A 25,101-nucleotide genomic window follows, 5' to 3' on the forward strand; every position below is an offset into this window, starting at 1 on the left:
CTTCCGCTCAACCGGCCGCCGGGGCGGCGCTCAAACCGAGATCCGGAACACGGCGTAGGGCCGCTCGTCCGGGCGGAACCACCAATGCTGGATCTTGCCCGACCAGACGAACTGGCGGTCGTCGACGAGGTCCTCGACCTTGACCGAAGCGTCGTCGCCCAGTCCGAGTTCCCAAAGCGGCACCTCGAAATGTCCGCCCTGCGGGTTGTGTGGATCGAGGCTGACCATCACGAGGAGGTAGGACGACCGGTCCGCGGTGCGCTTGGCGTAGTAGAGGACGTTGTCGTTCCAGAAGTTCAGGAACTCGAGATTGCGGAAGTCGCGCAGCGCCGGTTCCGAATTGCGGATGCGGTTGAAGAAGGCGATGTCGTCGCGGATGTTCCCCTCGCGCTTCCAGTCGAAGGCGCGGATCTCGTACTTCTCGGAGTCCTTGTACTCCTCCTTGCCGGCGACCAGCGGCTCGTATTCGCAAAGCTCGAATCCGGAATAGACGCCGTAGTTGCCGGCCAGCGTCGCCGCCAGCGCCAGCCGGATGCGAAAGCCCGGCCGCCCGCTCGTGTGGAGGAAGAGCGGGTTGATGTCCGGCGTGTTGACGAAGAAGTTCGGCCGCATGAACTCGGCGCACTCCTCCTTCGTCAGCTCGGTCAGGTACTCGCGCAGCTCCCACTTCTGGTTTCGCCACGTGAAGTAGGAATAGGACTGGTTGTAGCCGACCTTGGCGAGGCGCTTCATGAGCTTCGGCCGGGTGAAGGCCTCGGCGAGGAACACCGCGCCGGGGTCCACCTGCCGCACCTCGGCGATCAGCCATTCCCAGAAGGGAAAGGGCTTGGTGTGCGGGTTGTCGACGCGGAAGATGCGCACGCCCTTGTCCAGCCAGAACAGCACGACGTCGAGCAGCTCCTGCCACAGCGAGGGGATCGCGCCCTCACGGTAGAAGTCGACATTGACGATGTCCTGATACTTCTTCGGCGGGTTCTCGGCGTACTTGATGGAGCCGTCCGGCCGCCAGTCGAACCATTCCGGGTGCTCCTTGATCCACGGATGGTCGGGCGAGCACTGGATGGCGAAGTCGATGGCGATTTCCAGCCCGTGGTCGGCGGCGCGCGTCACGAGGCGCTGGAAGTCGGCGAAGGAGCCGAGCTCCGGGTGGAGGTCCTTGTGGCCACCCTCGTGGGAGCCGATCGCGTAGGGGCTCCCCGGCTCGCCGTCCTGCGCCGTGACCGAGTTGTTCTTGCCCTTGCGGTTGGACTTGCCGATCGGGTGGATCGGCGGGAAATAGAGGACGTCGAAGCCCATCTCGCGAATGTCGGGCAGGCGCGCGATGACGTCGTCGAACGTGCCGTGCCGGTTGACGTCGCCCGACTGCGAGCGCGGCATCAACTCGTACCACGCGGAAAACGCCGCGCGCTCGCGGTCGACCCAGACCGGCACCTCGCGGCCGTAGGACGAGAGGTTCTCGCGCACGCCGACGTCGCGCAGGAGCGCGACGGTCGTCGCCTCCTCGAAGGCGGCGTAGAGAGCCTCGCCGTCACCCTTGGCGGCGAGCTTGGCGATCCGGTCGCGCAGCGCTTTCAGCGCCTTCTGCTGGTCCTTGGTGCCGCGCCCGGACCCGGAAGCCTTCTCCAGAAGGATCGCGCCCTCGCGCAGTTCCAGCGAGATGTCGACGCCGGCATCCTTCTTCTTCTTCGTGTCGCTCGCCCAGGTCGCGAACGTGTCGCGCCACGCAAGAATCGTAAAGCGGTAGGGACCGGGCTTGTCGAAGGAGACCGTCGCGCCCCAGCGGTCGTTGGCGATGAAGACGAAGGGCGTCTCGGTCCAGTGCGCGTCGTCGACGCCGCGCGTCAGAAGCGCTGCGGCGATGATCTCGTGGCCATCGGAAAAGATGTCGGCGGTGACGGTGAGCGGCTCGCCCTCGGCGCGCTTCACCGCGAAACGCCCGCCGTCGATCTCAGGCTGGACGCCCTCGATCGCGACACGGTCGGCGGCCAGACGCTGGAGGCGATCGAGCGATGCGGCGGCGGATGCCTTTCGGGCTGCCGTCTCGCGCTTCTTGGGCTTCGATCCGGTTTCGACCTGGGACATGGGCGGGCCTTCCTGCTGCCTGTCGAGGGGTCGGACGCGCCGTTTCGAGGGCTCGTCCGACGCGCAGAAGGAATAGGGGCCGGGCGCGAGGCTTCCAGTGCGGCCCGCCGTTTTGCCCGGCCCTTTTGTCGTCAGCCGTGCGGGATCAGCCCTGTTTCGAGAAGACCTGCCGCTGCTCGCCAAGCTTGGCATTGCCGAGCGTGACGATGTCGCCGTCCTTCAGGAAGACCGGCGGCTTCATGCCGGCGCCGACGCCATGCGGCGTCCCGGTGGTGACGATGTCGCCGGGCTCCAGCGCGAAGAATTCGGAGGCGTAGGAGACGATCGTCGCGAAGTCGAAGATCATGTCGGCCGTGGTACCGGTCTGCATGCGCTGGCCGTTGACGTCGAGCCAGAGTTCCAGCGCGGCCGGGTCCTCGATCTCGTCGCGCGTCACCAGCCAGGGGCCGAGCGGGCCAAAGCCCGGCGCGCTCTTGCCCTTCAGCCACTGGCCGCCGCGCTCCTTCTGCCAGGTGCGCTCCGACACGTCGTTGCACAGGCAGAAGCCCGCGACATGATCCATCGCTTCGGCCTTCGAGACCTGATAGCAGCGCTCGCCGATCACGATCGCGACCTCGACCTCCCAGTCGACCTTGGACGACCCGTTCGGGATCACGACGCCGTCGCGTGGGCCGGCGATCGATGACACGGCCTTGTTGAAGAGAAGCGGCTCCTCCGGCACGTCCGAGCCCGTTTCGGCGGCGTGTTCGGCGTAGTTGCGTCCGACGGCGACGAAGTTGCGCGTGCCGGCGACCGGGGCGCCGAGACGATGGCTCGGGTCGGTCTTCGGCAGGCTCTTCGGGTCGAGCGCGCGCAGCTTCGCCAGACCCTCGCGCGAGAGGACCGCGCCCGCGATGTCGGCGATCTCGCCCGACAGGTCGCGCAGCGTGTTCTCGGCATCGATCAGGCCGGGCTTCTCGGCCCCGGGCTCGCCGAATCGGACCAGACGCATGGTTCAACCTCTTCGTTGCGGGGCCGAACGGCCCCTTCCAGTTCAGGCATAGGACGAAGGCGACGGCGGATGCCAGCGCCGCTTGGTGCGGGATGCGCCGGTGCGGCGGCGAGGTCGTGCGGCCGCGTCAGCGGTCCTGTGCCGCGCCGCCCCCGATCGGCAGGGCGCCGGGACCGTGCGGCGGCTGGTCGAGCCGGCCGGGCAGCCCGCGATCACCATCGCGCGAATGGACCTTCCGGCCCGCCGCGTAGGTCGCCACGACATTACGCTCGTCGCCGGTCGTCATCAGCACGAAGAGCTCTTCCTCCAGCGTCTCGATCCGCTCGGCCCGGCGCCGCTGGGCCGGCGTCGCCGCCGTGTCGAGAATCACGAAGTCCGCCTCGAAGCCGGGCGCGACCTGCCCGATCCGGTCATTGAGGCCGATCGCGTCGGCATTGCCGGCGGTCAGCATGTAGAAGGCGGCGTGACCGCGCAGCTTCTGGCCGCGCAGGGCCAGCACCTTGTAGCCCTCGGCCGCGGTCGTCAGCATCGAGTAGGACGTGCCGCCGCCGATGTCGGTGGCGATGCCGGTCCTGAGCCCCGCTGCCAGCGCCGCGTCGCGGTCGAAGAGCCCGGAACCGAGAAAGAGGTTCGAGGTCGGGCAGAAGACGGCTGTGGCGCCCTTGTCGGCCAGCGCGCCGCGTTCGCGCTCCGACAGATGGATGCAGTGGCCGAACAGCGCCTTGCGTCGCACCAGCCCGTAGCGCTCGTAGACGGCCGTATAGTCCTCGGCCCAGGGGAAAAGCTCGGCCACGAAGGCGATCTCGCCGTGGTTTTCCGACAGATGGGTCTGGATATGAAGGCCGGAATATTCGGCTGCCAGCGCCCCCGTCGCTTCGAGTTGCGCCTCCGTCGAGGTCGGCGCAAAGCGCGGCGAGATGGCGTAGGACAGGCGGCGATTGCCGTGCCAGCGGCGGATGAGGTCCTTCGATTCGTCGTAGCCGCGCTCGGGCGTGTCGAGGAGCGCGTCGGGCGCGTTGCGGTCCATCATCACCTTGCCGCCGACCATGCGCAGGCCGAGGCGATCGGCCTCAGCAAAGAAGCTTTCCGCCGACTGCGGATGCGAGGTGCAGAAGGCGACGGCGGTGGTCGTGCCGTTGCGCAGAAGCTCGGCCATCAGGAAGCGGGCGGCGGCATCCGACACGGCGGGGTCGCCGTAGCGCGACTCCTCCGGGAACGTGTACTTCGACAGCCATTCCATCAGTTCCGTGCCGTAGGAGCCGACTACCTGCGTCTGCGGCATATGGAGATGCGGGTCGATGAAGCCGGGCATCAGGAGATGTGGCCGGTGGTCGGCGACGGGGATCGCGGGGTCGAGGTCCGGCAGGACGGCCGTCGCCTCCCCCACCGTCTCGACGACGCCGTCGCGGACGAAGACGAGCCCGTCCTCGATATAGCGATGCGAGGCCTCGACGCCCGCCTCCAGCGGATGGGCGTGGTAGGAGAGGACGCGCGCGCGGATCGCCAGCGTGCCGCCGGCCGAATGAATGTCGCTCATGATCCGATCCTTCAGCGGCGCCAGGTTCCGTCGCCGGATTCGATCCAGCGCGCGAGGGCCAGCCGCTCGGCCGGCTCGAGGCCGGTGATGTTGCCGGGCGGCATGGCGTGGCTGCGCACGGCTTGCCGCTCGATCAGCGAGGCGTTGAGGACGATGTCGCGCCCTGTCTCCAGCAGGATCGCCTTCGGCGCGTGGCCGATGCCGGGCCAGAGCGGCTGGCGGGCGTGGCACATCGAGCAGCGCGACTGGACGATGCTTTCGGCCTCCGCGAAATGACTGGAGCGGGCGAGCGCCACCTGTGGATCCGCCGGAAAGTCGAGGCTGGTCTCCGCCGCCGTCGGCTCCGACCCCGCCGCCGCGCGCCAGCCGGGCGCGCCCGACAGGGTGATGACGGCCGCGAACAGGACGCCGGCCACCGCCCAGCACCACCAGAGCTGCTGCCCGGTCTTGTGCATCGTGTTGAAGAAGTGCCGCACCACGGCGCCGATCAGGAGCACGAGGCCCGCGATCGCCCAGTTCCACTCCGTGGCGAAGGCCAGCGGGTAATGGTTCGACAGCATCAGGAAGATGACGGGCAGCGTCAGGTAGTTGTTGTGGAGCGAGCGCTGCTTGGCCGCCGCTCCGAGGCGCGGATCGGGCGTGCGCCCGGCCTTGAGGTCGGCCACCACGATCTTCTGGTTCGGGATGATCAGCATCGCGACATTGGCGGTCATGATCGTCGCGATCATCGCGCCCGTGTGCAGCATGGCGCCGCGCCCCGAGAAGATCTGGCTGAACACGAAGCTCGCGGCCACCACGTAGACGAAGAGGACGCCGAGCAGCGCGGAATCGTTGGCGCGCAGCCGCGACTTGCAGATCGCGTCGTAAACGACCCAGCCGAGCCCGAGGCCGAGCAGCCCGATCAGCGTCGCCCCCCAGGCCGGCAGGTCCGCCTTGGTCGGGTCGATCAGGTAAAGCTCGGCGCCGAGATAGTAGACGAGGAAGAGCAGCGCGAAACCGGACAGCCAGGTCGCATAGCTCTCCCATTTGAACCAGGTCAGGTCCTCCGGCATGTGCGGCGGCGCGACCATGTATTTCTGGATGTGGTAGAAGCCGCCGCCATGGACCTGCCAGGCCTCGCCGCCGACGCCGACGAGCGGCGCCCCGTGGGGCTTCCGCAGCCCGAGATCGAGCGCGATGAAATAGAAGGACGATCCGATCCAGGTGATCGCGGTGATGACGTGCAGCCAGCGCACGCCGAATTGCAGCCATTCGGCGAAATAGGTCCACATGGGATGAGCCCCGGAACGCCGCCCCCTTGTCGCGGACGCTCCCCACAATGATCCGATGTGCCTTGCGTGGCCCCTCGCCGTTCAGGAGACGGTGGGAGGGACAGGCGTTGGGTCGAAGGGCGACGAGCGCCCTTCGAAGAATTTGAATCATCCACCCATCGCAGGGTGCCGACAAGAGGGTCGTGATGGCGAGTCAGCCAGAGTGGATTCGCGAGAACCGGAGCGGAGCGGACTTTCGGTCCGTGAGCACCGGAAGCGGAGCGAACCGCTCTGGATGGCCGCCAGCCCGAGCCGGGCGGAACTAGTTCCGGACGCCCTCGACGTACCAGTCCATCTTCAGGAGATCGGCGTCGGGGATGCGGGTGCCGGCGGCGATCTTCTCGGCGCCCGACTGGTCCTTGATCGGGCCGGTGAACACCTCGTAGGTGCCGGCCTTGGTCTCGTCGACGACCTTCTGCGCGGCGGTCTTCACGTCGGCCGGCATCTTGTCGTTGAACGGGGCCATCTCGACCTCGCCTTCCTTCATGCCGAGCCAGACGTCCTGCGTTTTCCAGGAGCCGTCGATCACCGCGTTGACGCGGTCGACGTAGTACGGGCCCCACTGGTCGACGATCGCCGTCATGTGAGCGTTCGGCGCGAAGCTCTTCATGTCCCAGGCCTGGCCGAAGGCGATGGCGCCGCGCTTCTCGGCCTCCTGCAGCGGGCCGGGGCTGTCGGTGTGCTGGGTGATGACGTCGGCGCCCTGGTCGAGCAGCGCGCCTGCGGCCTGCGCTTCCTTGGCCGGGTCGTACCAGGAGTTCACCCAGACGACCTGCGTCTCGAAGGCCGGGTTCACCTTGCGCGCGGCGAGCGTGAAGGCGTTGATGCCCATCACGACCTCGGGAATCGGGAAGGAGGCGACGTAGCCCGCCTTGCCGCTTTTCGACATCATGCCGGCGATGGTGCCGAGCACCGCGCGGCCCTGGTAGAACTTCGAATTGTAGGCCGCCATGTTCGGCGCGGTCTGGTAGCCCGTCGCGTGCTCGAACTTCACGTTCGGGAACTGCTTGGCGACCTTCAGCGTCGGGTTCATGAAGCCGAACGAGGTCGCGAAGATGATGTCGTTGCCGTCCTGTGCGAGCTGGCGGATGACGCGCTCGGCGTCCGGCCCCTCGGCGACGTTCTCGACGAAGCTCGTCTGCACCTTGTCGCCGAGCTTCTCGGCCAGGTACTTGCGGCCCTGGTCGTGGGCGAAGGAGTAGCCGAAGTCGCCGACCGGGCCGACATAGACGAAGGCGGCCTTGACCGGGCGGTCGGAGACCTGCGCGAAGGCCGGCAGGCCGAACGCGGTGACGGCGGCGAGCGCGGCACCCCCGAGGAGGACTTGGCGGCGGGTGAAGAGGCTCATGAGGGCTCCTTGCAGAGGGCTTTTCGAGTGGTCAGGCGGTCGCCCGGAACGGCTTGCCGAGGCAGGCCGGCGCGGCATTCCGCGTCCGCGCGCTGCCCGAGATGAGGGCCAGCACCAGAACGGTCGCGAGATAGGGAAGGCTGGTCAGGAACTCCGGCGCGAGCAGCGACCAGCCGGCCGCCTTCGCCTGAAGCTCGAGCGTGATCACGGCGCCGAAGAGATAGGCGCCGAGAACCAGGCGACCCGGGCGCCAGGAGGCGAAGACGACGAGCGCGATGGCGATCCAGCCGCGACCGGCGGTCAGCCGCTCGGCCCACATCGGCGTCAGCACCAGCGAGTAGTAGGCGCCCGCCAGCCCCGCCATTGCGCCGCCGAAGAGCACCGCGAGATAACGAACCTTCAGGACGGGGTAGCCGATGGAATGGGCCGAGGCATCACTCTCGCCGACGGCGCGCAGGATCAGCCCCGCTCTCGAGTGCTTGAGGAACCACCAGACGGCGAAGGTGATGACCAGCGACAGGTAGACGATCGGCGAATAGCCGAAGAGGACGCGCCAGATCGGGTCTGCGGCGAGCGCGGCGGGAAAGAACGAGCCGAGCACCGGCGTCGTGATGCCGACGAAGCCGGCGCCGGCCAGCGCCGAGACGCCGGTGCCGAAGATGGTGAGCGCGAGGCCCGTCGCGACCTGGTTGGCGGTCAGCGTCAGGGTGAGCCAGGCGAAGATCAGCGACGAGGCGGCGCCGGCGACGAGCGCCGCCAGCGCGCCGAGCCAGGGCGAGCCGACCGTGACGGACACGGCAAAGCCCGTGACCGCGCCGATCAGCATCATGCCCTCGACGCCGAGGTTGAGGACGCCGGACTTCTCGACCACGAGCTCGCCGAGCGCTGCGATCAGGATCGGTGTCGCGGAGGCGACGACGGCGACGACGATGGCGACGATCAGTTCGGGGCTCATGCGGCGGCTCCCCGGCCGGACGTCGGTTCGGGCGTCAGCGTCGGCGCCGGCGCGATGGGCGCGGCGGCCGGGACGCCGCCCGCGCCGCTGGTGAGCCGGTAGCGGACGAGAATGTCGACCGCGAGGAGGAAGAACAGCATCATCGCCTGGAAGACGCCGATCGCGGCGGCCGGCAGGCCGATCGTCGTCTGCGCGCTTTCGCCGCCGACATAGGTCAGCGCCAGCACGAGGGCGGCGAGCACGATGCCGACGGGATGGAGCCGGCCGAGAAAGGCGACGATGATGGCGGTGAAGCCGTAGCCGACGGGAAAGCTCGGCACCATCTGCCCGAACGGTCCGGACGCCTCGAAGATGCCAGCGAGCCCCGCCATGCCGCCGCCGAGCGCCATGCAGAGCCAGACGACGCGCGCCTCGCGAAAGCCGCCGTAGCGCGCCGCCTGCGGGCTGAGGCCGACGACCCGCACCTGGAAGCCGGCGACGGTGCGCGCGATCAGGAACCAGACGGCGAGCGCCAGCGCCAAGGCCACGGGAATGCCGAGATGGATCAGCGTGCCCGGCACGACGAAGGGCAGGGTCTGCGACGAGGAGAACATCGCGGTCTGCGGGAAGTTGAACCCCATCGGGTCCTTCCAGGGCCCGCGCATCAGGTAATAGAGGACCTGGATCGCGACGTAGTTCAACATCAGCGACGACAGGATTTCGGAGACGCCGAGCCGGTTGCGCAGGAAGGCGGGGATCGCCGCCCAGGCCATGCCCCCGAGGATGCCGGCCGCGACCATCGCGGGCAGGATCCAGTGCCCCTCCATGTCCATCGTCAGGAGCGCGATGCCGGTGCCCGCCAAGCCGCCGATGACGTACTGCCCCTCGGCCCCGATGTTCCAGACATTGGCGCGGAAGCCGACCGACAGGCCGATGGCGATGGTGGCGAGCGGCGCCGCCTTCACCAGAAGGTCCTGCCAGCGATAGGGGTTGAAGAGCGGCGTCACGAAGATTTCGCGCGCGGCCCCGAGGCCGTCGTAGCCGAGAAGCGTGAAGACGATCGTGCCGACGAGGAGCGTTAGCGCGACGGCAAGGACCGGCGTCGCGAACAGCATGACGCGGCTCGGCTCGCGGCGGGGGACGAAGCGGAGCGCCATCAGGCGGCCTCGGCGCCGGCCTGGGGCTCGCCGTGCACGCCGCCCATCAGGAGGCCGACGCGCTCGATCGAGATGCCCTTCACGTTCATCGTCTCCGACAGGCGGCCCTCGTTGAGGACGGCGATGCGGTCGCAGAGCTCCAGAAGCTCGTCGAGATCCTGGCTGACGACGACGATCGCCGCGCCCCGCGCCGCCAGATCGATCATCGCCTGCCGGATGAAGCCGGCGGCGCCCGCGTCGACGCCCCAGGTCGGCTGCGAGACCACGAGCACGCTCGGCTCCTGTCCGATCTCGCGGCCCATGATGAACTTCTGCAGGTTACCGCCCGACAGACTGCCGGCCAGCGCCCCCTCGCCCGTCGCCTTGACGGAAAAGGCGGAAATCACGCTCTTTGCATAGTCGCGCGCCGCCTTGAGGCGGATCAGGCCGCCGTGGCTCAGTCCCTTGCGGGCGCGCGCCGACAGGATGGCATTCTCGGCGAGCGACAGCGCCGGCACCGCCGCATGACCGTTGCGCTCCTCCGGCACCGTCGCCAGCCCCTGACGGCGTCGAGCCGACACGCCCTCGCGCTCGACGCGGGCGCCGCCGATGGTGATCGCGCCGGACACGCCGTTCAGCTTCTCGCCGGACAGGACTTCCAGAAGCTCGTTCTGCCCGTTGCCTGCCACGCCCGCGATGCCGAGGATCTCGCCGGAGCGGACCGAGAAGGACACGTCCTTGAGGCTCGTGCCAAAGGGCGGATCGCCGGGCGCGCTCAACGCCTCGACGCTGAGGCGGGTTTCGCGGAACTGCCCCTCGGCCTTCGGCTTCAACGCCTTCAGCGAGCCACCGATCATCAGCTCGGCCATGGACTTGGCGGTCTCCTCGCGCGGATCGCAGGAGGCGACGACGCGGCCGCCGCGCAGGATCGTCGCCGACGTGCACAGCGCTTTGATCTCGCCGAGCTTGTGCGAGATGTAGAGGATCGAGCAGCCCTCGCTCGCCAGCTGGCGCAGGACCGCGAAGAGCGCGTCCACCTCCTGCGGCGTCAGGACGGAGGTCGGCTCGTCCATGATCAGGAGCTTCGGCTTGCCGAGGAGCGCGCGCACGATCTCGATGCGCTGGCGCTCGCCGACCGAGAGCGTGTGCACCTCGCGATGCGGGTCGAGGCCGAGGCCGTAGGCCGTCATCACCTCGCGCACGCGCGCTTCGAGCTCGCGCCGGGGCGGCGGGTCGTCCATGCCGAGGGCGACGTTTTCCAGAACCGTCATCGCCTCGAACAGGCAGAAGTGCTGGAACACCATGCCGATGCCGAGCGCCCGCGCCTCGCGCGGCGAGCCGACGCGCACCGGCCGGCCGTCGAAGAGCATGGTGCCCTCGTCCGCCTGCTGCACGCCGTAGATGATCTTGACGAGGGTGGACTTGCCCGCCCCGTTCTCGCCGAGCAGCGCATGGATGCGCCCCGGCTCCACGGAAAACGAGATGTCGTCGTTGGCGACGACGCCGGGAAAGCGCTTCGAAATGCTCCTCAGTTCAAGACGATGCGCCATGGAACTCCGACCGGCGGGACACCCGGTCCCGATATTGCACCGAGTTTACGCAGGCGCAAAGCCTGCGCAATCCTGCTCCATGTTTTGCCCAAGAAGTTGAACGACGAGCTCCGCGGCGACCATCGCGGCGATCACCGCCGGCCGCTTGTCGCGCACCGCCGAGCCGCCGATCGGCAGAACGAGCCGTCCGATTCGCTCCGCCTCGCCGCGCTGGCTAAGGAATCGCCGGAATTTCTCGCGCTTCGTCGCCGAGCCGATCATGCCGACATAGGCGGCGTCCACCCGCCCGAGCGCGGCGGACCCGATCAGGAAGTCGAGACCGTGATCGTGGGTCATCACGACAAAGGCGCTGCCGCGGGGTGCCCCGGCGATCTCGGCCTCGGGCATCGCCGCGCGCCGCCGCTCGATGGCGGGCGGAAGCTCGGCGAGCCGGTCCGCCCGCGTGTCGATCACCAGCGTGCGCAGGGGCAGCGGAGCCAGCGCGCGCGCCGTCGCCTGACCCGTGTGGCCGGCACCGAAGATATAGACGTGCGGCCAGCCGAGGCGCGCCGTCTCGTCGGCCTGCTCCAGCTGTTCGAGGAGCGCCGCGGTGCCACGCTGGAGGCCCAGCACGACACGGCCGCCGCAGCACTGGCCGATGGCGGGGCCAAGCGGGATGTCGAGCCGCCCCTCGCGCTCGCAGGCCGCCAGCATGCGCCGCGCCTCCGCGATGCCCTCCATCTCGAGCGCGCCGCCGCCGACCGTGCCGAAGACGCCGGACGCCGTGACGAGCATCGCGGCCCCCGCCTCGCGCGGCGTCGAGCCCTCGGCGCGCTCGACCCTGACGACGATCGCGGGATCGCGCGCGGAGAGCGCCGCCTTGAGATCGGCCAGCAAGCTCAAGCCCCCCGCACCGCCTCGACGGCGGCGAGGATGCGCTCGGGCGTCGCCGGCGCGTCGAGATCGGGGAAGCGGCGGCGGTCGCCCGCCGCGCAGATTGCGTCACCGAGCGCCGAGAAGACCGAGAGCGCCAGCATGAAGGGCGGCTCGCCGACGGCCTTGGAGCGGAAGATCGTGTCGGCCGGGTTGCGGCCCTTGTCCCAGAGCGTCACGCGGAGGTCGTCCGGCCGGTCGTTGGCGGTCGGGATCTTGTAGGTGGAGGGCGCATGGGTGCGCAGCCGCCCCGCCTTGTCCCACCAGAGCTCCTCCATCGTGAGCCAGCCCATGCCCTGAATGAAGCCGCCCTCGACCTGTCCGAGGTCGAGCGCCGGGTTCAGCGAGCGGCCGACGTCGTGGAGGATGTCGGCGCGCAGGAGGCGGTTCTCGCCGGTCAGCGTGTCGATCACGACCTCGGAGCACGAGGCGCCGTAGGCGAAGTAATAGAACGGCTTGCCGCTTGCCGTCTCGCGGTCGTAGGCGATGCCGGGCGTGGCATAGAAGCCGGTCGAGGAGAGCGAGACGCGGGCGAGATAGGCCTCGCCGACGAGGTCGCGGAAGCGCAGTTCCTTCTGGCCGATCCGCACCTTGCCGGGACCGAAGACCACCGCCTCGCGCGCCACGTTGTAGCGCGAGACGGCGTAGTCGATCAGCCGCTCCTTGATGGTGCGCGCGGCGGCCTGCGCGGCCATGCCGTTGAGGTCGGAGCCCGACGAGGCGGCGGTGGCCGACGTGTTGGGCACCTTGGCGGTGGTGGTCGCGGTGATCTTCACGTCCGCAACGTCGATCTGGAACTCCTCGGCGACGACCTGCGCGACCTTGGTGAAGAGGCCCTGCCCCATCTCCGTGCCGCCGTGGTTGAGATGGACCGAGCCGTCCTTGTAGACGTGGACCAGCGCGCCGGCCTGGTTGAGATGCGTCGTCGTGAAGGAGATGCCGAACTTCACCGGTGTCAACGCGAGGCCCTTCTTGAGGATCGGGCTCGATGCGTTGAAGGCCTCGACGGCCCGGCGCCGCGCGCGGTAGTCGCTCGACGCCTCGAGTTCCGCGACGATCTCGGCGATCACGCAATCCTCGACCGCCATGTGGTAGGGCGTACGGCCGGGCGCTCCCTCGCCCATCGCGGCGTAGAAGTTGCGCCGGCGCACGTCCAGCGGATCGAGCTTCAGATCGAAGGCGATGCGGTCCATCGCCCGCTCGATCGCCACCATCCCCTGCGGCCCGCCGAAGCCGCGAAATGCGGTGTTGGAAACGGTGTTGGTCTTGAGGCGGCGGGAATGGATGTGCGCGGCCTGGAGGTCGTAGGCGTTGTCGGCGTGGAACATCGCGCGGTCTGCGATCGCCCCCGAGAGGTCCTTGGAGTAGCCGCAGCGAACCACGTGGCGGAACTCGGCGCCGAGGATGCGGCCCTCACCGTCGTGGCCGACGCGGTAGTCGGCGCGCATCTCGTGGCGCTTGCCGGTCATCTCCATATCGTCGTCGCGGTCGAGCCGGCACTTGGCGGGCCGCCCCGTCTTCACCGCGACCAGCGCGCAGACGGCCGCAAACAGCGCGGGCTGCGATTCCTTGCCGCCGAAGCCGCCGCCCATGCGCCGCACCTCGATCGTCACGGCGTTGTCCGGCCGTCCGAGGGCTTTCGCCACATTGTGCTGCACTTCGGACGGATGCTGCGTCGAGGAGCGCACGAGGACGTCGCCGTCCTCCAAAGGGATCGCGACGGCGATCTGGCCTTCAAGGTAGAAATGGTCCTGGCCGCCGGTTTCGACACGTCCCTCGATTCTGTGCGGCGCGCCCGCGATCGCGGCCGCCGCATCACCGAGCCGCATCTCATGGGGCGGCAGCAGGTCCTCGCCGGCCTCGTCTGCGACGGTCAGCGCCTCGTCGATCGTGATCGCCGGCGGGGCGCCGGCATACTCGACCCTGGCGAGCTTCGCGGCCATGCGCGCGGTGCGCAGGTCCGCCGCCGCCACCGCGAAGAGCGGCTGCCCGACATAGTGGACCGTGCCGTCCGCAAAGATCGGGTCGTCGCCGAAGACCGGCGAATAGTCGTTGATGCCGGGAATGTCTCCGGCGCCAAGCACGCAGGCGACGCCCGGTGCCGCGCGCACGGGATCGAGATCCATCGACAGGATCGCCGCGTTGGCGCGCGGGCTCATGGCGATGAAGACCTGAAGCGTGCCGGGAAGCTCGGGCTCGTCGTCGGTGTAGCGCGCCTCGCCGGTGACGTGCTTCACGCCGCTGTCGTGGCGGATCGGCTGGCCGACGCCGCCCTTCAGGCGGGTGCGGGGCGCGGGCGGCGCCTCGTCGAGCGCGGCGGGATCGACCGTGCCGGCCTCGCCGCGGTCCTGGATGCGGGTCTCGTCCATCACGCGACCTCCGAAATCCTCGTGGGAACGCCCGAGAGCTCGAGCCGGAAGCGCTCGAGACAGGCGGCCGCGGTCTTCAGGCGATAGTCGGCGCTCGCGCGCATGTCGCTGAGCGGCTGGAAATCGTCTGCCAGCGCCGCTGCGGCGTCCCTCACCGCCGCCTCGTCGAAGGGGCGGCCGACCAGCATCGCTTCGGCGGCGAGCGCGCGCTTCGGCGTTCCCGCCATGCCCCCGAAGGCAAGCCGCGCGGTCACGACGCGCTCGCCCTCGAAGCCGAGCTTGAAGGCGGCGAGGACGGCCGAGATATCGGAATCCATGCGCTTGGACATCTTGGAGGCCGAGAAGCGCTCGCCTTCCTTCAGGAACGGCACCTCGACGGCGACCACGAACTCGCCCTCGCGGCGGTCCTGTTTGCCGTATTCGAGGAAGAAGTCTTCGAGCGGCAGCCGCCGCACCGCTTCGCCCTGCCGCAGGTAAAGGGTCGCGCCGAGCGCGATCAGCACCGGGGCCAAGTCGCCGATCGGCGAGCCGTTGGCGATGTTGCCGCCGACCGTCCCGGCATTGCGCACCTGATAGCCGGCGAAGCGGCGCATCACCTCGCCGAGGTCGGGATGCAGCTCGGCCAGCCGCGCGCGGGCGTCGGCATGGGTCACGGCGGCGCCGAAGAACAGGCTTTCCGGCCCTTCCTCCACATGGCGGAGATCATGGACGCGCGACACGTCGATCAGGGTCTCGAAGCTGCGGTGCTGCTTCGTCACCCAGAGGCCGACATCGGTGGCGCCGGCCACCAGCGTCGCCTTGGGGTGGGCGGCATAGGTGTCGGCCAGCTGATCGACGTCGGCGGGCGAGAGCCAGGTCGCGCCGGCCGCCTCGTAGCGGAAGAGGTCGTCGCCGCGGAGCGACTGGAGCGCCTCGGAGCGCAGCGCGTCCTCGGGTCCGGTGTCGGGCATCGGGACGGACGCCACGGCGAGCCCCGCGTCCACGATCGGCCCGTAGCCGGTGCAGCGGCAGAGATTGCCCGAGACGACGTCCTTGACCGACTGCCGGTCGGTGAGCGCCCCCGTGCGCCAGCCGGCGTAGAGCTGCATCACGAAACCCGGCGTGCAGAAGCCGCATTGGCTGGCGTGGCGCTCGACCATGGCCTCCTGCACGGGGTGCAGCCCGCCGGCCGAGGCCAGATGCTCCACGGTCTCGACCGAGCGCCCGTGCAGCGCCGGCAGGAACAGGATGCAGGCGTTCAGGGCCCGCCGCTTCAGGCCGCCCTGCCCGTCCGGCTCCTCGACCATGACGGTGCAGGCGCCGCAGTCCCCTTCCGCGCAGCCTTCCTTCGTGCCGGTCAGGCGCTCGGCGGGTCCGCGCAGGTACTGGAGAACCGTGGTGGTGGGTGCCAGCCCCTCCACGCTGCGCTCCTCACCGTTCAGGATGAAGCGGATCGGCGCCATCAGCTCCCCCGATAGGTCGAGTAGCCGAAGGGCGATAGGAGCAGCGGCACGTGGTAGTGGCGGTCCTCCGAGATGCCGAAGCGGATCACGACGTCGTCGAGGAACTTCGGCTGGTCGAGCACGACGCCCTGCGCGTCGAAATAAGGGCCGCAGAAGAAGGTGATCTCGTAGGTCCCGTGCCGGAAGCCCTCGCCCTGCATCAGCGGGGCGTCGCAGCGCCCGTCCTCGTTGGTGCGCCCTTCGCCGACGAGGTCCCGCCGCTCGCCGTCCAGCCGGTGGAGCACGAGTTCCAGCCCGCGCGCAGGGGTGCCGCGGGCCGTGTCCAGAACATGCGTCGTCAGCCGGCCGGAGCCGGGGGGCAGTGATGGCATCGTGCGAGGATCCGTTCCGTCTCGATCGTCCGGTGCGCCAGTCTGCACCCGTTCGCGACGCCTCGTCCAGCAGAAAGGTTGAAGCGCCCGGGCGCCGCGCCCGCCTTGGCAACGGCGGCCCGAAGCGCGTATCCAAAGGCCACGCACGCGACACAGCCGAGGCGAGCCCGATGACCAGTTCCTACCCACGCGACCTCAGCGGCTACGGCCGCAACGCGCCGGACCCGCATTGGCCGAACCCGAACGGCACCGGCGCGGCGAAGATCTGCGTCCAGTTCGTGGTGAACTGCGAGGAAGGCGGCGAGAATGCCGTGATCCACGGCGACAAGGCGTCCGAGGCGTTCCTGTCGGAGATTGTCGGCGCCGCGCCCTGGCCGGGACAGCGCCACATGAACATGGAATCGATCTACGAGTACGGCGCGCGCGCCGGCTTCTGGCGGCTCTGGCGGCTGTTCACCGAACGCCAGATGCCGGTCACGGTCTACGGCGTCGCCACCGCGCTGGAGCGCAGCCCAGAACAGGTGGCCGCGATGCGCGAGGCCGGCTGGGAGATCGCCTCGCACGGGCTGAAATGGATCGACTACCGCGACCACGCCGCCGATGCCGAGCGCGCCGACATGGACGAGGCGCTGGCCCTGCACGAGGCGGTGACGGGCGAGCCGCCGCTCGGCTGGTACACCGGCCGCTCCTCCGAGCACACGCTGGAACTTGCCGCCGAGCGCGACTTCCTCTACGTCTCCGACTCCTATGCCGACGACCTGCCCTACTGGCAGGAAACGCGCACCAGGCCGATCCTCGTCCTGCCCTACACGCTCGACACCAACGACATGCGCTTTGCGACGCCGCAGGGCTTCAACACGGGCGAGCAGTTCTACACCTACCTCAAGGACGCCTTCGACGCGCTCTATGCCGAGGGCGAGGCGGGCGCGGCCAAGATGCTGAACATCGGCCTCCACTGCCGCCTCGTCGGCCGTCCCGGCCGCTCGGCCGCGCTCGCACGCTTCCTCGACTACGTCCGCTCCAAGCCCGACGTCTGGGTCGCCACGCGCGCCGACATCGCCCGTCACTGGCGCGCCCGCTTCCCCCACCGCGAGACGATCAGCCCGCATCGCCTGGAGCGGGCCGTGTTCCTCGAAATGTTCGGCGGCATCTACGAGCATTCGCGCTTCATCGCCGAGCGCGCCCTCGACCGCGGCCTCGGGCCTGCCAACGACACCGCGGAGGGACTGGCCGCCGCGCTCGCCGTCCAGTTTCGCCGCGCCAGCCGGGAGGAGCGGCTCGGCGTCCTGCGCGCGCACCCCGATCTCGCCGGGCGCCTCGCGCTCGCCGGCGACCTTACGGCCGACTCCTCGGCCGAGCAGGCGTCCGCCGGCCTCGACCGCCTGACGCCCGACGAGCTCGCCCGCTTCACCGACCTCAACGCCCGCTATCAGTCGCGCTTCGGCTTTCCCTTCATCATCGCGGTGCGCGGTCGTTCGAAGGAGGACATCCTCGCCGCCTTCGAGAGCCGCGTCTCGAACGACGAGGAAACCGAGTTCCGCACGGCCTGCGGAGAGGTCGAGCGGATCGCCCGCCTGCGCCTCGACGCGATGCTCGGAAGCGCCGCATGAGCCTTCGCACGCTCCGGGCCGTGCCGCTGACGGCGGAAGCCTTCCGCCCGTTCGGCGAGGTGATCGAGCCCGACAACTGCACCGAGATCCGGCTCATCAACAACGGCACCACGACGCGCTTCCACGACATCGCGCCGGTGGACGTGTCGTCGGGCGGCGGTCATGCGCTGATCTCGATCTTCCGCGGCAAGCCGTTCGATCTTCCCTTTCGCGTCGAGATGCTGGAGCGGCACCCGCTCGGCAGCCAGGCCTTCATGCCGCTGGAGGGCCGCCCCTACCTCGTGGTCGTGGCAAGCGATGCGGACGGGCGGCCCGGCGAGCCCGTCGCCTTCATGGCGAGCGGTGCGCAAGGGGTCTCCTACGCACGGGGCACCTGGCACCACCCGCTGGTCGCGCTGGGCGAGCGGTCCGACTTCCTCGTCGTCGATCGCGGCGGCTCGGGCGTCAATCTGGCCGAGTACGTGCTGGACGCGCCGGTTCTCGTGGACCGCTGAACCACCTCGCGCTTGACGCGGCGCAATGTCGCGACATGTCGCGTCAGTCCGGCAGGGTTCACGGCTTCGCGAGGGAGCCGTGTCGCGTCCGGGCGAAAGGATGCCCGATGCCGCAGCGAACCACGCCCGCGTTTCTTCGCCTCATGACTTGGGTGATCGGGCTGTGCGGCATCGCCCTGCTCCTCGGTGGCGGCTGGCTCCTCGCCATCGGCGGCTCGGCCTACTACGTCGTCGCCTCGCTGCTCTTCCTCGGCACCGCCTATCTCCTCCACCGCGCCCGCCCGGAGGCGCTCGGCGTCTTCGCGGTTCTCGTGATCGGCACCCTGATCTGGGCGCTCTACGAGGTCGGCTTCGACTGGTGGCCGCTGGCCGCGCGCGGCGACGTCGTCTTCGTGCTCGGCGCACTGCTGCTCCTTCCGTGGATCACCCGGCCCCTCTCGCGGCGAAGCGTCGCCGATGCGCTGAACGGGCGCGACCGCAGCGTCTCGCCGCTGAAAGGGCACGGCGCCTTCCTGACCGCCTCGCTGCTGGTGGCCGTCGCGGTTGCCGGCACCTCCTGGTTCACCGATCTCCACGCCAAGGAGGGCGAGCTTCCCGGCACGCGTCTCGGGGCCGCCGACAACGGCATTCCGGAGGGTGAATGGCTTGCCTACGGGCGCAGCCAGATGGGCCAGCGCTATTCGCCGCTCGGCGACATCACGCCCGCCAACGTCGCCTCGCTGCAGGTCGCCTGGCAGTTCGAGACCGGCGACAAGCCGCAGCCGGGCGACCCCAAGGAGACGACCTTCGAGGTCACGCCGCTCAAGATCGGCGAGCGGCTCTATCTCTGCTCCCCGCACCAGAACGTCATCGCGCTCGATGCCACGACCGGCGCCGAGATCTGGCGCTACGATCCGGTGATCCAGGGCGAACTCGCGCTCCAGCACCTCACGTGCCGCGGCCTGTCCTACCAGAGCGCTGCCGCCGCCGGGGCCGCCGGCACACAGACCGGCGCCGCGACGACGCCGGCCGCTCCGGCCAGCACGGGCGCGCCGGAAGGCACCGCCACCGGGCTTTCAGTGGAGGGCGGCCTGACGGCACCCCAGGAGACCGCCGGCACGCCCGCCGGCACCGGCGGCGCCCCGGTCGACCAGACCGGCGGAAACACGGACCCCGGCCTGCCGGTCGCCGTCGCCAACGCGCGCACCACGATCTGCGACGACAAGCTCTTCATGCCGACCGCGGACGGGCGGATCGTGATCCTCGATCCCGAGACCGGCGCGGTCTGCTCCAACGCCGGGGGCGGCGACGGGCAGATCGACCTCTGGGACCGCATGCCCAACGTCAATCCCGGCTCCTATTACTCGACCTCGCCGGTGATCGTCGCCGGCAACAGCGTGATCGTCGGCGGCACGGTGCTCGACAACGTGTCGACGGCCGAGGCGTCCGGCGTCATCCGCGCCTTCGACATCACGACGGGCGACCTCCTGTGGAACTGGGATTCGGGCAAGCCGAACGAAACCCAGCCGATCGCGGAAGGGCAGACCTACACGCCCAACAGCCCGAACTCCTGGTCGATCATGAGCGCCGACGAGAACCTCGGGCTCGTCTACGTGCCGCTCGGCAACCAGCCGCCGGATCAGTGGGGCGCCAACCGCTCGCCGCAGGTCGAGGAATACTCGTCCTCGATCGTCGCGCTCGACATCCGAACTGGTCAGCCGCGCTGGCACTTCCAGACCGTGCACCACGACCTGTGGGACTACGACGTGCCGGCGCAGCCGAGCCTCGTCGACCTGCCGATCGGCGGCGAGATCGTGCCCGCGCTGGTGCAGCCGACGAAGCAGGGCGAAATCTTCGTGCTCGACCGGCGCACCGGCGAGCCGGTGATGCCCGTCGTCGAGAAGCCGGCACCAGGCGGCGCCGTTCTTCCCGACCGGGCCGCGCCGACGCAGCCGAAATCCGCGATCTCCTTCGACCCGCCCCCTCTGCGCGAGCGCGACATGTGGGGCGCCACGATGTTCGACCAGCTCGCCTGCCGCATCGCCTTCCATGGGTTGAACTACGGCGGCCGCTTCACGCCGCCCTCGCTCGACGGCTCGCTGATCTATCCCGGCAATTTCGGCGTCTTCAACTGGGGCTCCGTGGCGGTGGACCCGGCGCGCGGCGTGATGTTTGCGACGCCCACCTATCTCGCCTTCACCTCGCGCCTCGTGCCGCGGCCGAACGACCGGACGCTGGTGGTCAACCAGAGCCAGCCCGAAGGTGCGCTGCCGGCCTTGAACGAGAACTTCGGCGCGCCTTACGCGATCGAGCTTGGGCCCTTCACGTCCGTTCTCGGCCTTCCCTGCCAGCAGCCGCCCTGGGGTTACGTCGCGGGCGTCGACCTCACCACCGGCGAGACGGCCTGGATGCACAAGAACGGCACGACGCGCGACGCCGCGCCGGTTCCCCTGCCCTTCCGCATGGGCGTGCCCAACCTCGGCGGGCCGATGATGACGGCGGGCGGCGTGGCCTTCCTGTCGGGCACGATCGACTACTACGTGCGCGGCTACGACGTGACGACGGGCGAGGAACTCTGGAAGGCGCGCCTTCCGGCCGGCGGTCAGGCCACGCCGATGACCTATCGCGGCGCCGACGGGCGGCAGTATCTCCTCGTCGTCGCCGGCGGACACGGCTCGCTCGGCACCCAGCGCGGCGATTCCGTCATCGCCTACGCCCTGCCGCAGGGCGGCTGATCCGCTTTTAGGCAAAGCGGCGCGCGGCAGCCCCATGCTCGCACCGCAGCCGGGCGAGGTCGACGCCGACCGGCTGGCCGTCCACGACGCGCCAGCGACCGGCCACCATCACCCGGTCCGCCCGCGTCGCCCCGCAGAGGACGAGCGCGGCGATCGGGTCGTGGGCGCCGGAAAAGCGCAACTCATCCAGCGTGAACAGCGCGAGGTCGGCCTGCATCCCGACGGCGATGCGGCCGATGTCGGTCCGCCCGAGGCAGGCCGCCGAACCCTCCGTGCCCCAGCGAATGGCGTCGCGCGCGGTGACGGCCGAGGCCGAATTGCGCGCGAGGCGGTTGACCATCAGCGCGTGGCGCACCGCCTCCATCATGTTGGACGAGTCGTTCGAGGCCGAGCCGTCGACGCCGAGACCAACGGGGCTGCCGGCCACTTCGAGCTCGGCCGTCGGGCAGAAGCCGGAGGCGAGCACGGCGTTCGAGGTCGGGCAATGGCAGACGCCGACCTTGTGCGCTCCGAGCCGCCGGCACTCCTCGCTGGTGAAATGGATGCCGTGGGCAAGCCAGGTGCGGGGTCCGAGCCAGCCGACCTCCTCGAGGTAGTCCACCGGCCGGCACTGGAATCGCTCCAGGCAGAAGCGGTTCTCATCCTCCGTCTCGCCGAGATGGGTGTGAAGGCGCGCGCCATGGCGCTCGGCAAGGCCCGCGCTCTTCTCCATCAGGCTCTTGGTGACGGAAAAGGGCGAGCAGGGCGCCAGCGCCACCTGCACCATTGCTCCCTCGCCCGGCTCATGCAGGGTGGAAAGGAGACGCTCGGAATCGGCGAGGATCTCGTCCTCGTCCTGCACCACCGAGTCGGGCGGCAGACCGCCGTCCTTCTGGCTGAGGTTCATCGAGCCGCGGGTCAAGGTCACGCGGATGCCGAGCGCCCGCGCCTCTTCCGCCTCGACGTCGATCGCGTCGCCGAGCCCCTGCGGGAAGAGGTAGTGGTGGTCGGCCGCCGTGGTGCAGCCCGACAGGAGAAGCTCGGTCAGGGCGAGGCGCACCGACAGGCGGAACGAGTCCGGATCGAGCCGCGCCCAGATCGGGTAGAGCGCCTGCAGCCAGGGAAACAGCTCCTTGTCGACCGCCTGCGGATGGGCGCGCGTCAGCGTCTGGTAGAAATGATGGTGGGTGTTGACGAGGCCCGGCAGCACGACATGGGCCGAGGCGTCGAACGTCTCGTCGACCGGCGCCGAGGGCTGGCCGCCGGCGGGCACGAGTTCGGTGATCCGCCCGTCCTCCGCCACAAGGCCGCCCTCGGCGCCCGTTGCAAGGATGGCGAGAGGCGTCTTCAGGAACAGGCGCGCCACGGGTCAGGCGGCCCTGGCGCGGGCGGGAAGCCCTCCGGTGGCGGCGAGGAAGTCCAGGATATCGTCCAGCCCGACGCGGCGCGACAGGTCGGCGAAAACGGTCGGCAGCCCCTTGCGCCCGCGCGCCGCGTCCGCCTCCATCCGCTCAAGGTCAGCCCCGACGTAAGGGGCAAGGTCCGTCTTGTTGACGACGAGGAGATCGGATCGCGTGATCGCCGGCCCGCCTTTTCGCGGGATGTCGTCGCCCTGGCAAACCGAGATGACGTAGATCGAGAGATCCACGAGATCGGGCGAGAAGGTCGCGGCGAGGTTGTCGCCGCCCGACTCCACCAACACGAGGTCGAGGTCGGGATGGCGCGCCCGCAGGTCGGCGATGGCGCGCAGGTTGAGCGAGGCATCCTCGCGGATCGCCGTGTGCGGGCAGCCGCCGGTCTCGACGCCGATGATCCGGTCCGCCGGCAGCGCCTGCCGCCGCACCAGCGCCTCGGCGTCCTCCACGGTGTAGATGTCGTTGGTGACGACGCCGATCGACCAGTGGTCGCGAGCGGCAAGGCAGATCTTCTCGCACAGCGTCGTCTTGCCTGAGCCCACGGGACCGCCGATGCCGACCCGCAGGGGACCGTTCCTATTTTTCAGGCGCATTCCGCAAGCCTTTCCACCACTTTGAACATGAGTTCACTGTCGTTGAACGAGAATTCCGACACCCGAAAGAACGCAATTTTCTTCCCGGCCGTTCGGGACGCTTGGTCCATTCCCTTGCGAAGGAGGATTGGATGTCCGGCCATCATAAGACGTCGCCAGTCAGCGGCTGCGGGCTTATTCCACCAATCTTCCAGGCCACTGCGATCTTTTGTTGATCGGTAGATCATCGTGCGTCCATCGATCCTATTGCTGCAGTCCTCAATGATGACGGGAACCCATGGGTTATCCGAAGCGAGGCCCAACCGCTCCCAACCGTTCTCCAGCTTTGCGATCCAAGACCCACGGGCTTGCTTCGCTCGGATCGTGGTCATGAGCGGAACAGCCTCGTTTCCAGAGTTTCGTGACGCATCGCCTGGATTTCGGACAGGATCGCGGCCGAGCCGAGATCGTCGAGCGTGGAAGCCGCCGCGCGGCGAGCGACGGCTTCCAGCACGGGCTCCAGCCTGCGCAGGATCGCGACCGCCTCGCGCTGGCCGAGCGGCACGAGCCGGACGCAGACGCTGAGGAGATTGGCGGCAAAGGCATGGGCGAAGGCGGCGCAGACGGCGGCGAGCGGCAGCCCCTCGCGGCACGCCAGCACGCCGACCGCGACCGGGTAGGTCGCAGCATGGCTGGGTCCGCCGCCCCAAGGCACTGAAGCTTCCGCGAACGCGATCCCGAGATCCATCGCCTCGCGCCGCCGCTCGGCCGAGCCGGACATCGCAAGCCCGAGTTCGGTAATCTCGGCAAGCTCGCTCGCATCGGCCCGGTAGGCAGCCGCTAGCAGCACGAGGTCGTTCCAACCGCTTCCATGCTGGAGAAGCGTCGCGATCCACCCTTCGCACTCCACGCCCGTCTGGAGGAGGCCGTCCGCGATCGCGGCTTCCAGACCGTGGGAATAGCCGAAGGCGCCGATGGGAAAGGCGGGCGACAGCCAGGTCTGGAGCTTCAGGAGCGTGTCGAGACCGCTGGATTCGCCGGAGGCCGCCTCGTCAGTCATGGCCGTGGTGATGGCTTCCCTGATGGTGGCCGCCGGCATAGGCCCCGCCGACGGGATCGAAGGCCGCCTCGACCTCGTGGACATGGGCACCGAGCCCCTTGAGCATGTCCGCTATGACATGGTCGCGCCGCAGGAGGATGCGCCCATCGCGGATCTGGCAGGGCAGATGGCGGTTGCCGATCTGCCAGGCGATCTGGAGAAGATGGTCGGCGTCGCGTCCCTCTACGGACAGGAGCGGCTCGGGCTTTGCCTTCACCTCGACGAGACGCCCGTCGGACAGGGCGATCGCGTCGCCCTCGACGAGGAGGCGCGCTTCCGGCAGGTCGAGCAGGAAGGCGATGCCGCCGTCCGACACCATCGCCATCCGCCGGCGATGGCGCTGCGCCTCGTCGAGCGTGATCGTGTCGTCGGCCGGCCCTTGCCACTGCCCGCGTTCCCGGATCTCTCCCGCCTCGATCAACCGCGTGACCCTTTCCTGGATTGTTGGCATTCGGCGATCGGCGCGTCGCCCTTTGTAACGTCAAGGAGGCTGGCTTCGCTGCCCTTCGACCACCAGACCTGCGCGCCGGCCGCGTATTTCGCGCCGGACGCGGCGATGACGCCGACGAAGAGCCGCCGGCTCGAGCCCGCCTCGACCAGCGCGAGGTCGTTGTCGGGCAGATTGACGTATTCGACCACGCGGGCCACGCCGTCGGAGCATTCGTAGGTGAAGCGCATGCGCTCCGGCGTTCCCGGCAGGTCGAGCGTCAGGGGATCGGCCTGCGCGCCGCCGACAGACGCCAGAAGGACCGCCAGCGCTTTTCGGACCCTCTTCATTCGCCGTCCGGGTAGAAGGCGGGGTCGAGGATGTCCTCGAGCGTGAAAGGGCATTCGTGCGGGAAGACGTCCTCAGGCAACTCGGTTTCGGCTGCGGCAAGAGTCCGGGCGAGCGCGTATTCGTCGCCGAGCACCTCGGCAGGGTAAGCCTTCAGGCTTGGGCTCTTGGCGATCCGGCGTTGCAGACGGTTGCGCTGCTCGACGATCGAGCCCTTCCAGCTGCCGGATCGGCGATCGGGCTGGTATCGCCATTTCAGGAGATGAACCAACAGCACATTCATCCGGCTTTCGATCTCGTTCCGCTGCGAGTCACCCAAACTTTCAAGTTCCTCCGCCGCGTTGTCCCAGTCGATCGAGTTGTGCGCCCGCGCGCGCAGCTTCGCCGCCTGGTCCTGGGTCCAGGCATAGAAGTCGCGCTCGTAGAGCGGCAGGTCGGCGGGCTGCGGCTTGGCCATGCGG

22 protein-coding genes are annotated in these 25,101 nt (G+C 69.2%); 3 read left to right on the plus strand and 19 right to left on the minus strand.

Annotated elements, in window-relative coordinates; all coding sequences use genetic code 11:
- Nucleotides 1-30: 30 nt before the first annotated feature.
- The 12 genes from ASF65_RS05760 to uraH all read right to left on the minus strand — a co-directional run bounded on the left by ASF65_RS05760 (nt 31) and on the right by uraH (nt 15,982).
- Nucleotides 31-2,082: an alpha-1,4-glucan--maltose-1-phosphate maltosyltransferase gene (locus ASF65_RS05760; protein ID WP_082505207.1), complete on the minus strand. Its 2,052-nt coding sequence runs from the start codon at nt 2,080-2,082 to the stop codon at nt 31-33.
- Nucleotides 2,083-2,227: 145 nt separating this feature from the next.
- Entirely contained in the window at nt 2,228-3,073 is an 846-nt protein-coding gene (locus ASF65_RS05765) for a fumarylacetoacetate hydrolase family protein (protein ID WP_055886478.1), read from the minus strand.
- A gap of 127 nt (nt 3,074-3,200) precedes the next feature.
- Nucleotides 3,201-4,610 (minus strand): guanine deaminase, encoded by a 1,410-nt coding sequence (gene guaD, locus ASF65_RS05770; protein ID WP_082505208.1) that lies wholly within the window; start codon nt 4,608-4,610, stop codon nt 3,201-3,203.
- An 11-nt stretch (nt 4,611-4,621) separates the two neighbouring features.
- Nucleotides 4,622-5,881: a urate hydroxylase PuuD gene (locus ASF65_RS05775; RefSeq protein ID WP_055886481.1), complete on the minus strand. Its 1,260-nt coding sequence runs from the start codon at nt 5,879-5,881 to the stop codon at nt 4,622-4,624.
- A gap of 301 nt (nt 5,882-6,182) precedes the next feature.
- On the minus strand, nt 6,183-7,268 hold the full coding sequence (locus ASF65_RS05780; RefSeq protein ID WP_055886484.1) for a BMP family ABC transporter substrate-binding protein: 1,086 nt from the start codon (nt 7,266-7,268) through the stop codon (nt 6,183-6,185).
- Nucleotides 7,269-7,299: 31 nt separating this feature from the next.
- Nucleotides 7,300-8,223: an ABC transporter permease gene (locus ASF65_RS05785; RefSeq protein ID WP_055886486.1), complete on the minus strand. Its 924-nt coding sequence runs from the start codon at nt 8,221-8,223 to the stop codon at nt 7,300-7,302.
- The gene (locus ASF65_RS05790; protein WP_055886489.1) at nt 8,220-9,359 is read right to left on the minus strand and encodes an ABC transporter permease; all 1,140 of its coding nucleotides are present in this window, start codon (nt 9,357-9,359) and stop codon (nt 8,220-8,222) included. Before ASF65_RS05790 ends, ASF65_RS05785 begins: the two co-directional genes overlap by 4 nt.
- On the minus strand, nt 9,359-10,888 hold the full coding sequence (locus tag ASF65_RS05795) for an ABC transporter ATP-binding protein (RefSeq protein ID WP_055886492.1): 1,530 nt from the start codon (nt 10,886-10,888) through the stop codon (nt 9,359-9,361). Before ASF65_RS05795 ends, ASF65_RS05790 begins: the two co-directional genes overlap by 1 nt.
- Before the next feature lie 45 nt (nt 10,889-10,933).
- Nucleotides 10,934-11,761 carry a xanthine dehydrogenase accessory protein XdhC gene (gene xdhC / locus ASF65_RS05800; RefSeq protein WP_055886571.1) on the minus strand — a complete coding sequence of 276 codons (828 nt, stop codon included), beginning with the start codon at nt 11,759-11,761 and terminating at the stop codon, nt 10,934-10,936.
- A gap of 5 nt (nt 11,762-11,766) precedes the next feature.
- Nucleotides 11,767-14,169, minus strand: coding sequence for a xanthine dehydrogenase molybdopterin binding subunit (xdhB, locus tag ASF65_RS05805; RefSeq protein WP_082505209.1), 2,403 nt, complete (start codon nt 14,167-14,169; stop codon nt 11,767-11,769).
- The gene (gene xdhA / locus ASF65_RS05810; protein ID WP_055886494.1) at nt 14,169-15,611 is read right to left on the minus strand and encodes a xanthine dehydrogenase small subunit; all 1,443 of its coding nucleotides are present in this window, start codon (nt 15,609-15,611) and stop codon (nt 14,169-14,171) included. Before xdhA ends, xdhB begins: the two co-directional genes overlap by 1 nt.
- A complete protein-coding gene (gene uraH / locus ASF65_RS05815; RefSeq protein ID WP_055886496.1) occupies nt 15,611-15,982 on the minus strand; it encodes a hydroxyisourate hydrolase in 372 nt (123 codons plus the stop codon). The genes xdhA and uraH overlap by 1 nt, the downstream gene beginning before the upstream one ends.
- A gap of 170 nt (nt 15,983-16,152) precedes the next feature.
- Here uraH and puuE point away from each other — a divergent pair, with 170 nt between their 5' ends.
- The 3 genes from puuE to ASF65_RS05830 all read left to right on the plus strand — a co-directional run bounded on the left by puuE (nt 16,153) and on the right by ASF65_RS05830 (nt 20,800).
- Entirely contained in the window at nt 16,153-17,592 is a 1,440-nt protein-coding gene (gene puuE / locus ASF65_RS05820; RefSeq protein WP_055886501.1) for an allantoinase PuuE, read from the plus strand.
- Nucleotides 17,589-18,086, plus strand: a complete 498-nt coding sequence (locus ASF65_RS05825; RefSeq protein WP_055886505.1) for an ureidoglycolate lyase — start codon at nt 17,589-17,591, stop codon at nt 18,084-18,086. Before puuE ends, ASF65_RS05825 begins: the two co-directional genes overlap by 4 nt.
- A gap of 107 nt (nt 18,087-18,193) precedes the next feature.
- Nucleotides 18,194-20,800 (plus strand): membrane-bound PQQ-dependent dehydrogenase, glucose/quinate/shikimate family, encoded by a 2,607-nt coding sequence (locus tag ASF65_RS05830; protein ID WP_055886508.1) that lies wholly within the window; start codon nt 18,194-18,196, stop codon nt 20,798-20,800.
- A 7-nt stretch (nt 20,801-20,807) separates the two neighbouring features.
- Here ASF65_RS05830 and ASF65_RS05835 read toward each other — a convergent pair whose 3' ends face one another.
- The 7 genes from ASF65_RS05835 to ASF65_RS05860 are packed head-to-tail and all read right to left on the minus strand — an operon-like array spanning nt 20,808 to nt 25,097.
- Nucleotides 20,808-22,145: an 8-oxoguanine deaminase gene (locus tag ASF65_RS05835; RefSeq protein ID WP_055886510.1), complete on the minus strand. Its 1,338-nt coding sequence runs from the start codon at nt 22,143-22,145 to the stop codon at nt 20,808-20,810.
- Between the two features lie 3 nt (nt 22,146-22,148).
- Nucleotides 22,149-22,781 carry an urease accessory protein UreG gene (gene ureG / locus ASF65_RS05840; RefSeq protein ID WP_055886577.1) on the minus strand — a complete coding sequence of 211 codons (633 nt, stop codon included), beginning with the start codon at nt 22,779-22,781 and terminating at the stop codon, nt 22,149-22,151.
- On the minus strand, nt 22,778-23,158 hold the full coding sequence (locus ASF65_RS21250) for a hypothetical protein (protein WP_156369183.1): 381 nt from the start codon (nt 23,156-23,158) through the stop codon (nt 22,778-22,780). The genes ureG and ASF65_RS21250 overlap by 4 nt, the downstream gene beginning before the upstream one ends.
- Nucleotides 23,155-23,826: an urease accessory protein UreF gene (locus ASF65_RS05845; protein ID WP_055886579.1), complete on the minus strand. Its 672-nt coding sequence runs from the start codon at nt 23,824-23,826 to the stop codon at nt 23,155-23,157. The genes ASF65_RS21250 and ASF65_RS05845 overlap by 4 nt, the downstream gene beginning before the upstream one ends.
- Complete coding sequence (locus tag ASF65_RS05850; protein WP_055886512.1) at nt 23,819-24,286, minus strand: urease accessory protein UreE; 468 nt, start codon at nt 24,284-24,286, stop codon at nt 23,819-23,821. Before ASF65_RS05850 ends, ASF65_RS05845 begins: the two co-directional genes overlap by 8 nt.
- Nucleotides 24,283-24,642 (minus strand): MliC family protein, encoded by a 360-nt coding sequence (locus tag ASF65_RS05855; protein ID WP_055886515.1) that lies wholly within the window; start codon nt 24,640-24,642, stop codon nt 24,283-24,285. Before ASF65_RS05855 ends, ASF65_RS05850 begins: the two co-directional genes overlap by 4 nt.
- Nucleotides 24,639-25,097: a DUF29 domain-containing protein gene (locus ASF65_RS05860; protein WP_055886516.1), complete on the minus strand. Its 459-nt coding sequence runs from the start codon at nt 25,095-25,097 to the stop codon at nt 24,639-24,641. The genes ASF65_RS05855 and ASF65_RS05860 overlap by 4 nt, the downstream gene beginning before the upstream one ends.
- Nucleotides 25,098-25,101: the final 4 nt, after the last annotated feature.

Source organism: Aureimonas sp. Leaf324 (assembly GCF_001423245.1).
Lineage (GTDB): Bacteria > Pseudomonadota > Alphaproteobacteria > Rhizobiales > Rhizobiaceae > Aureimonas.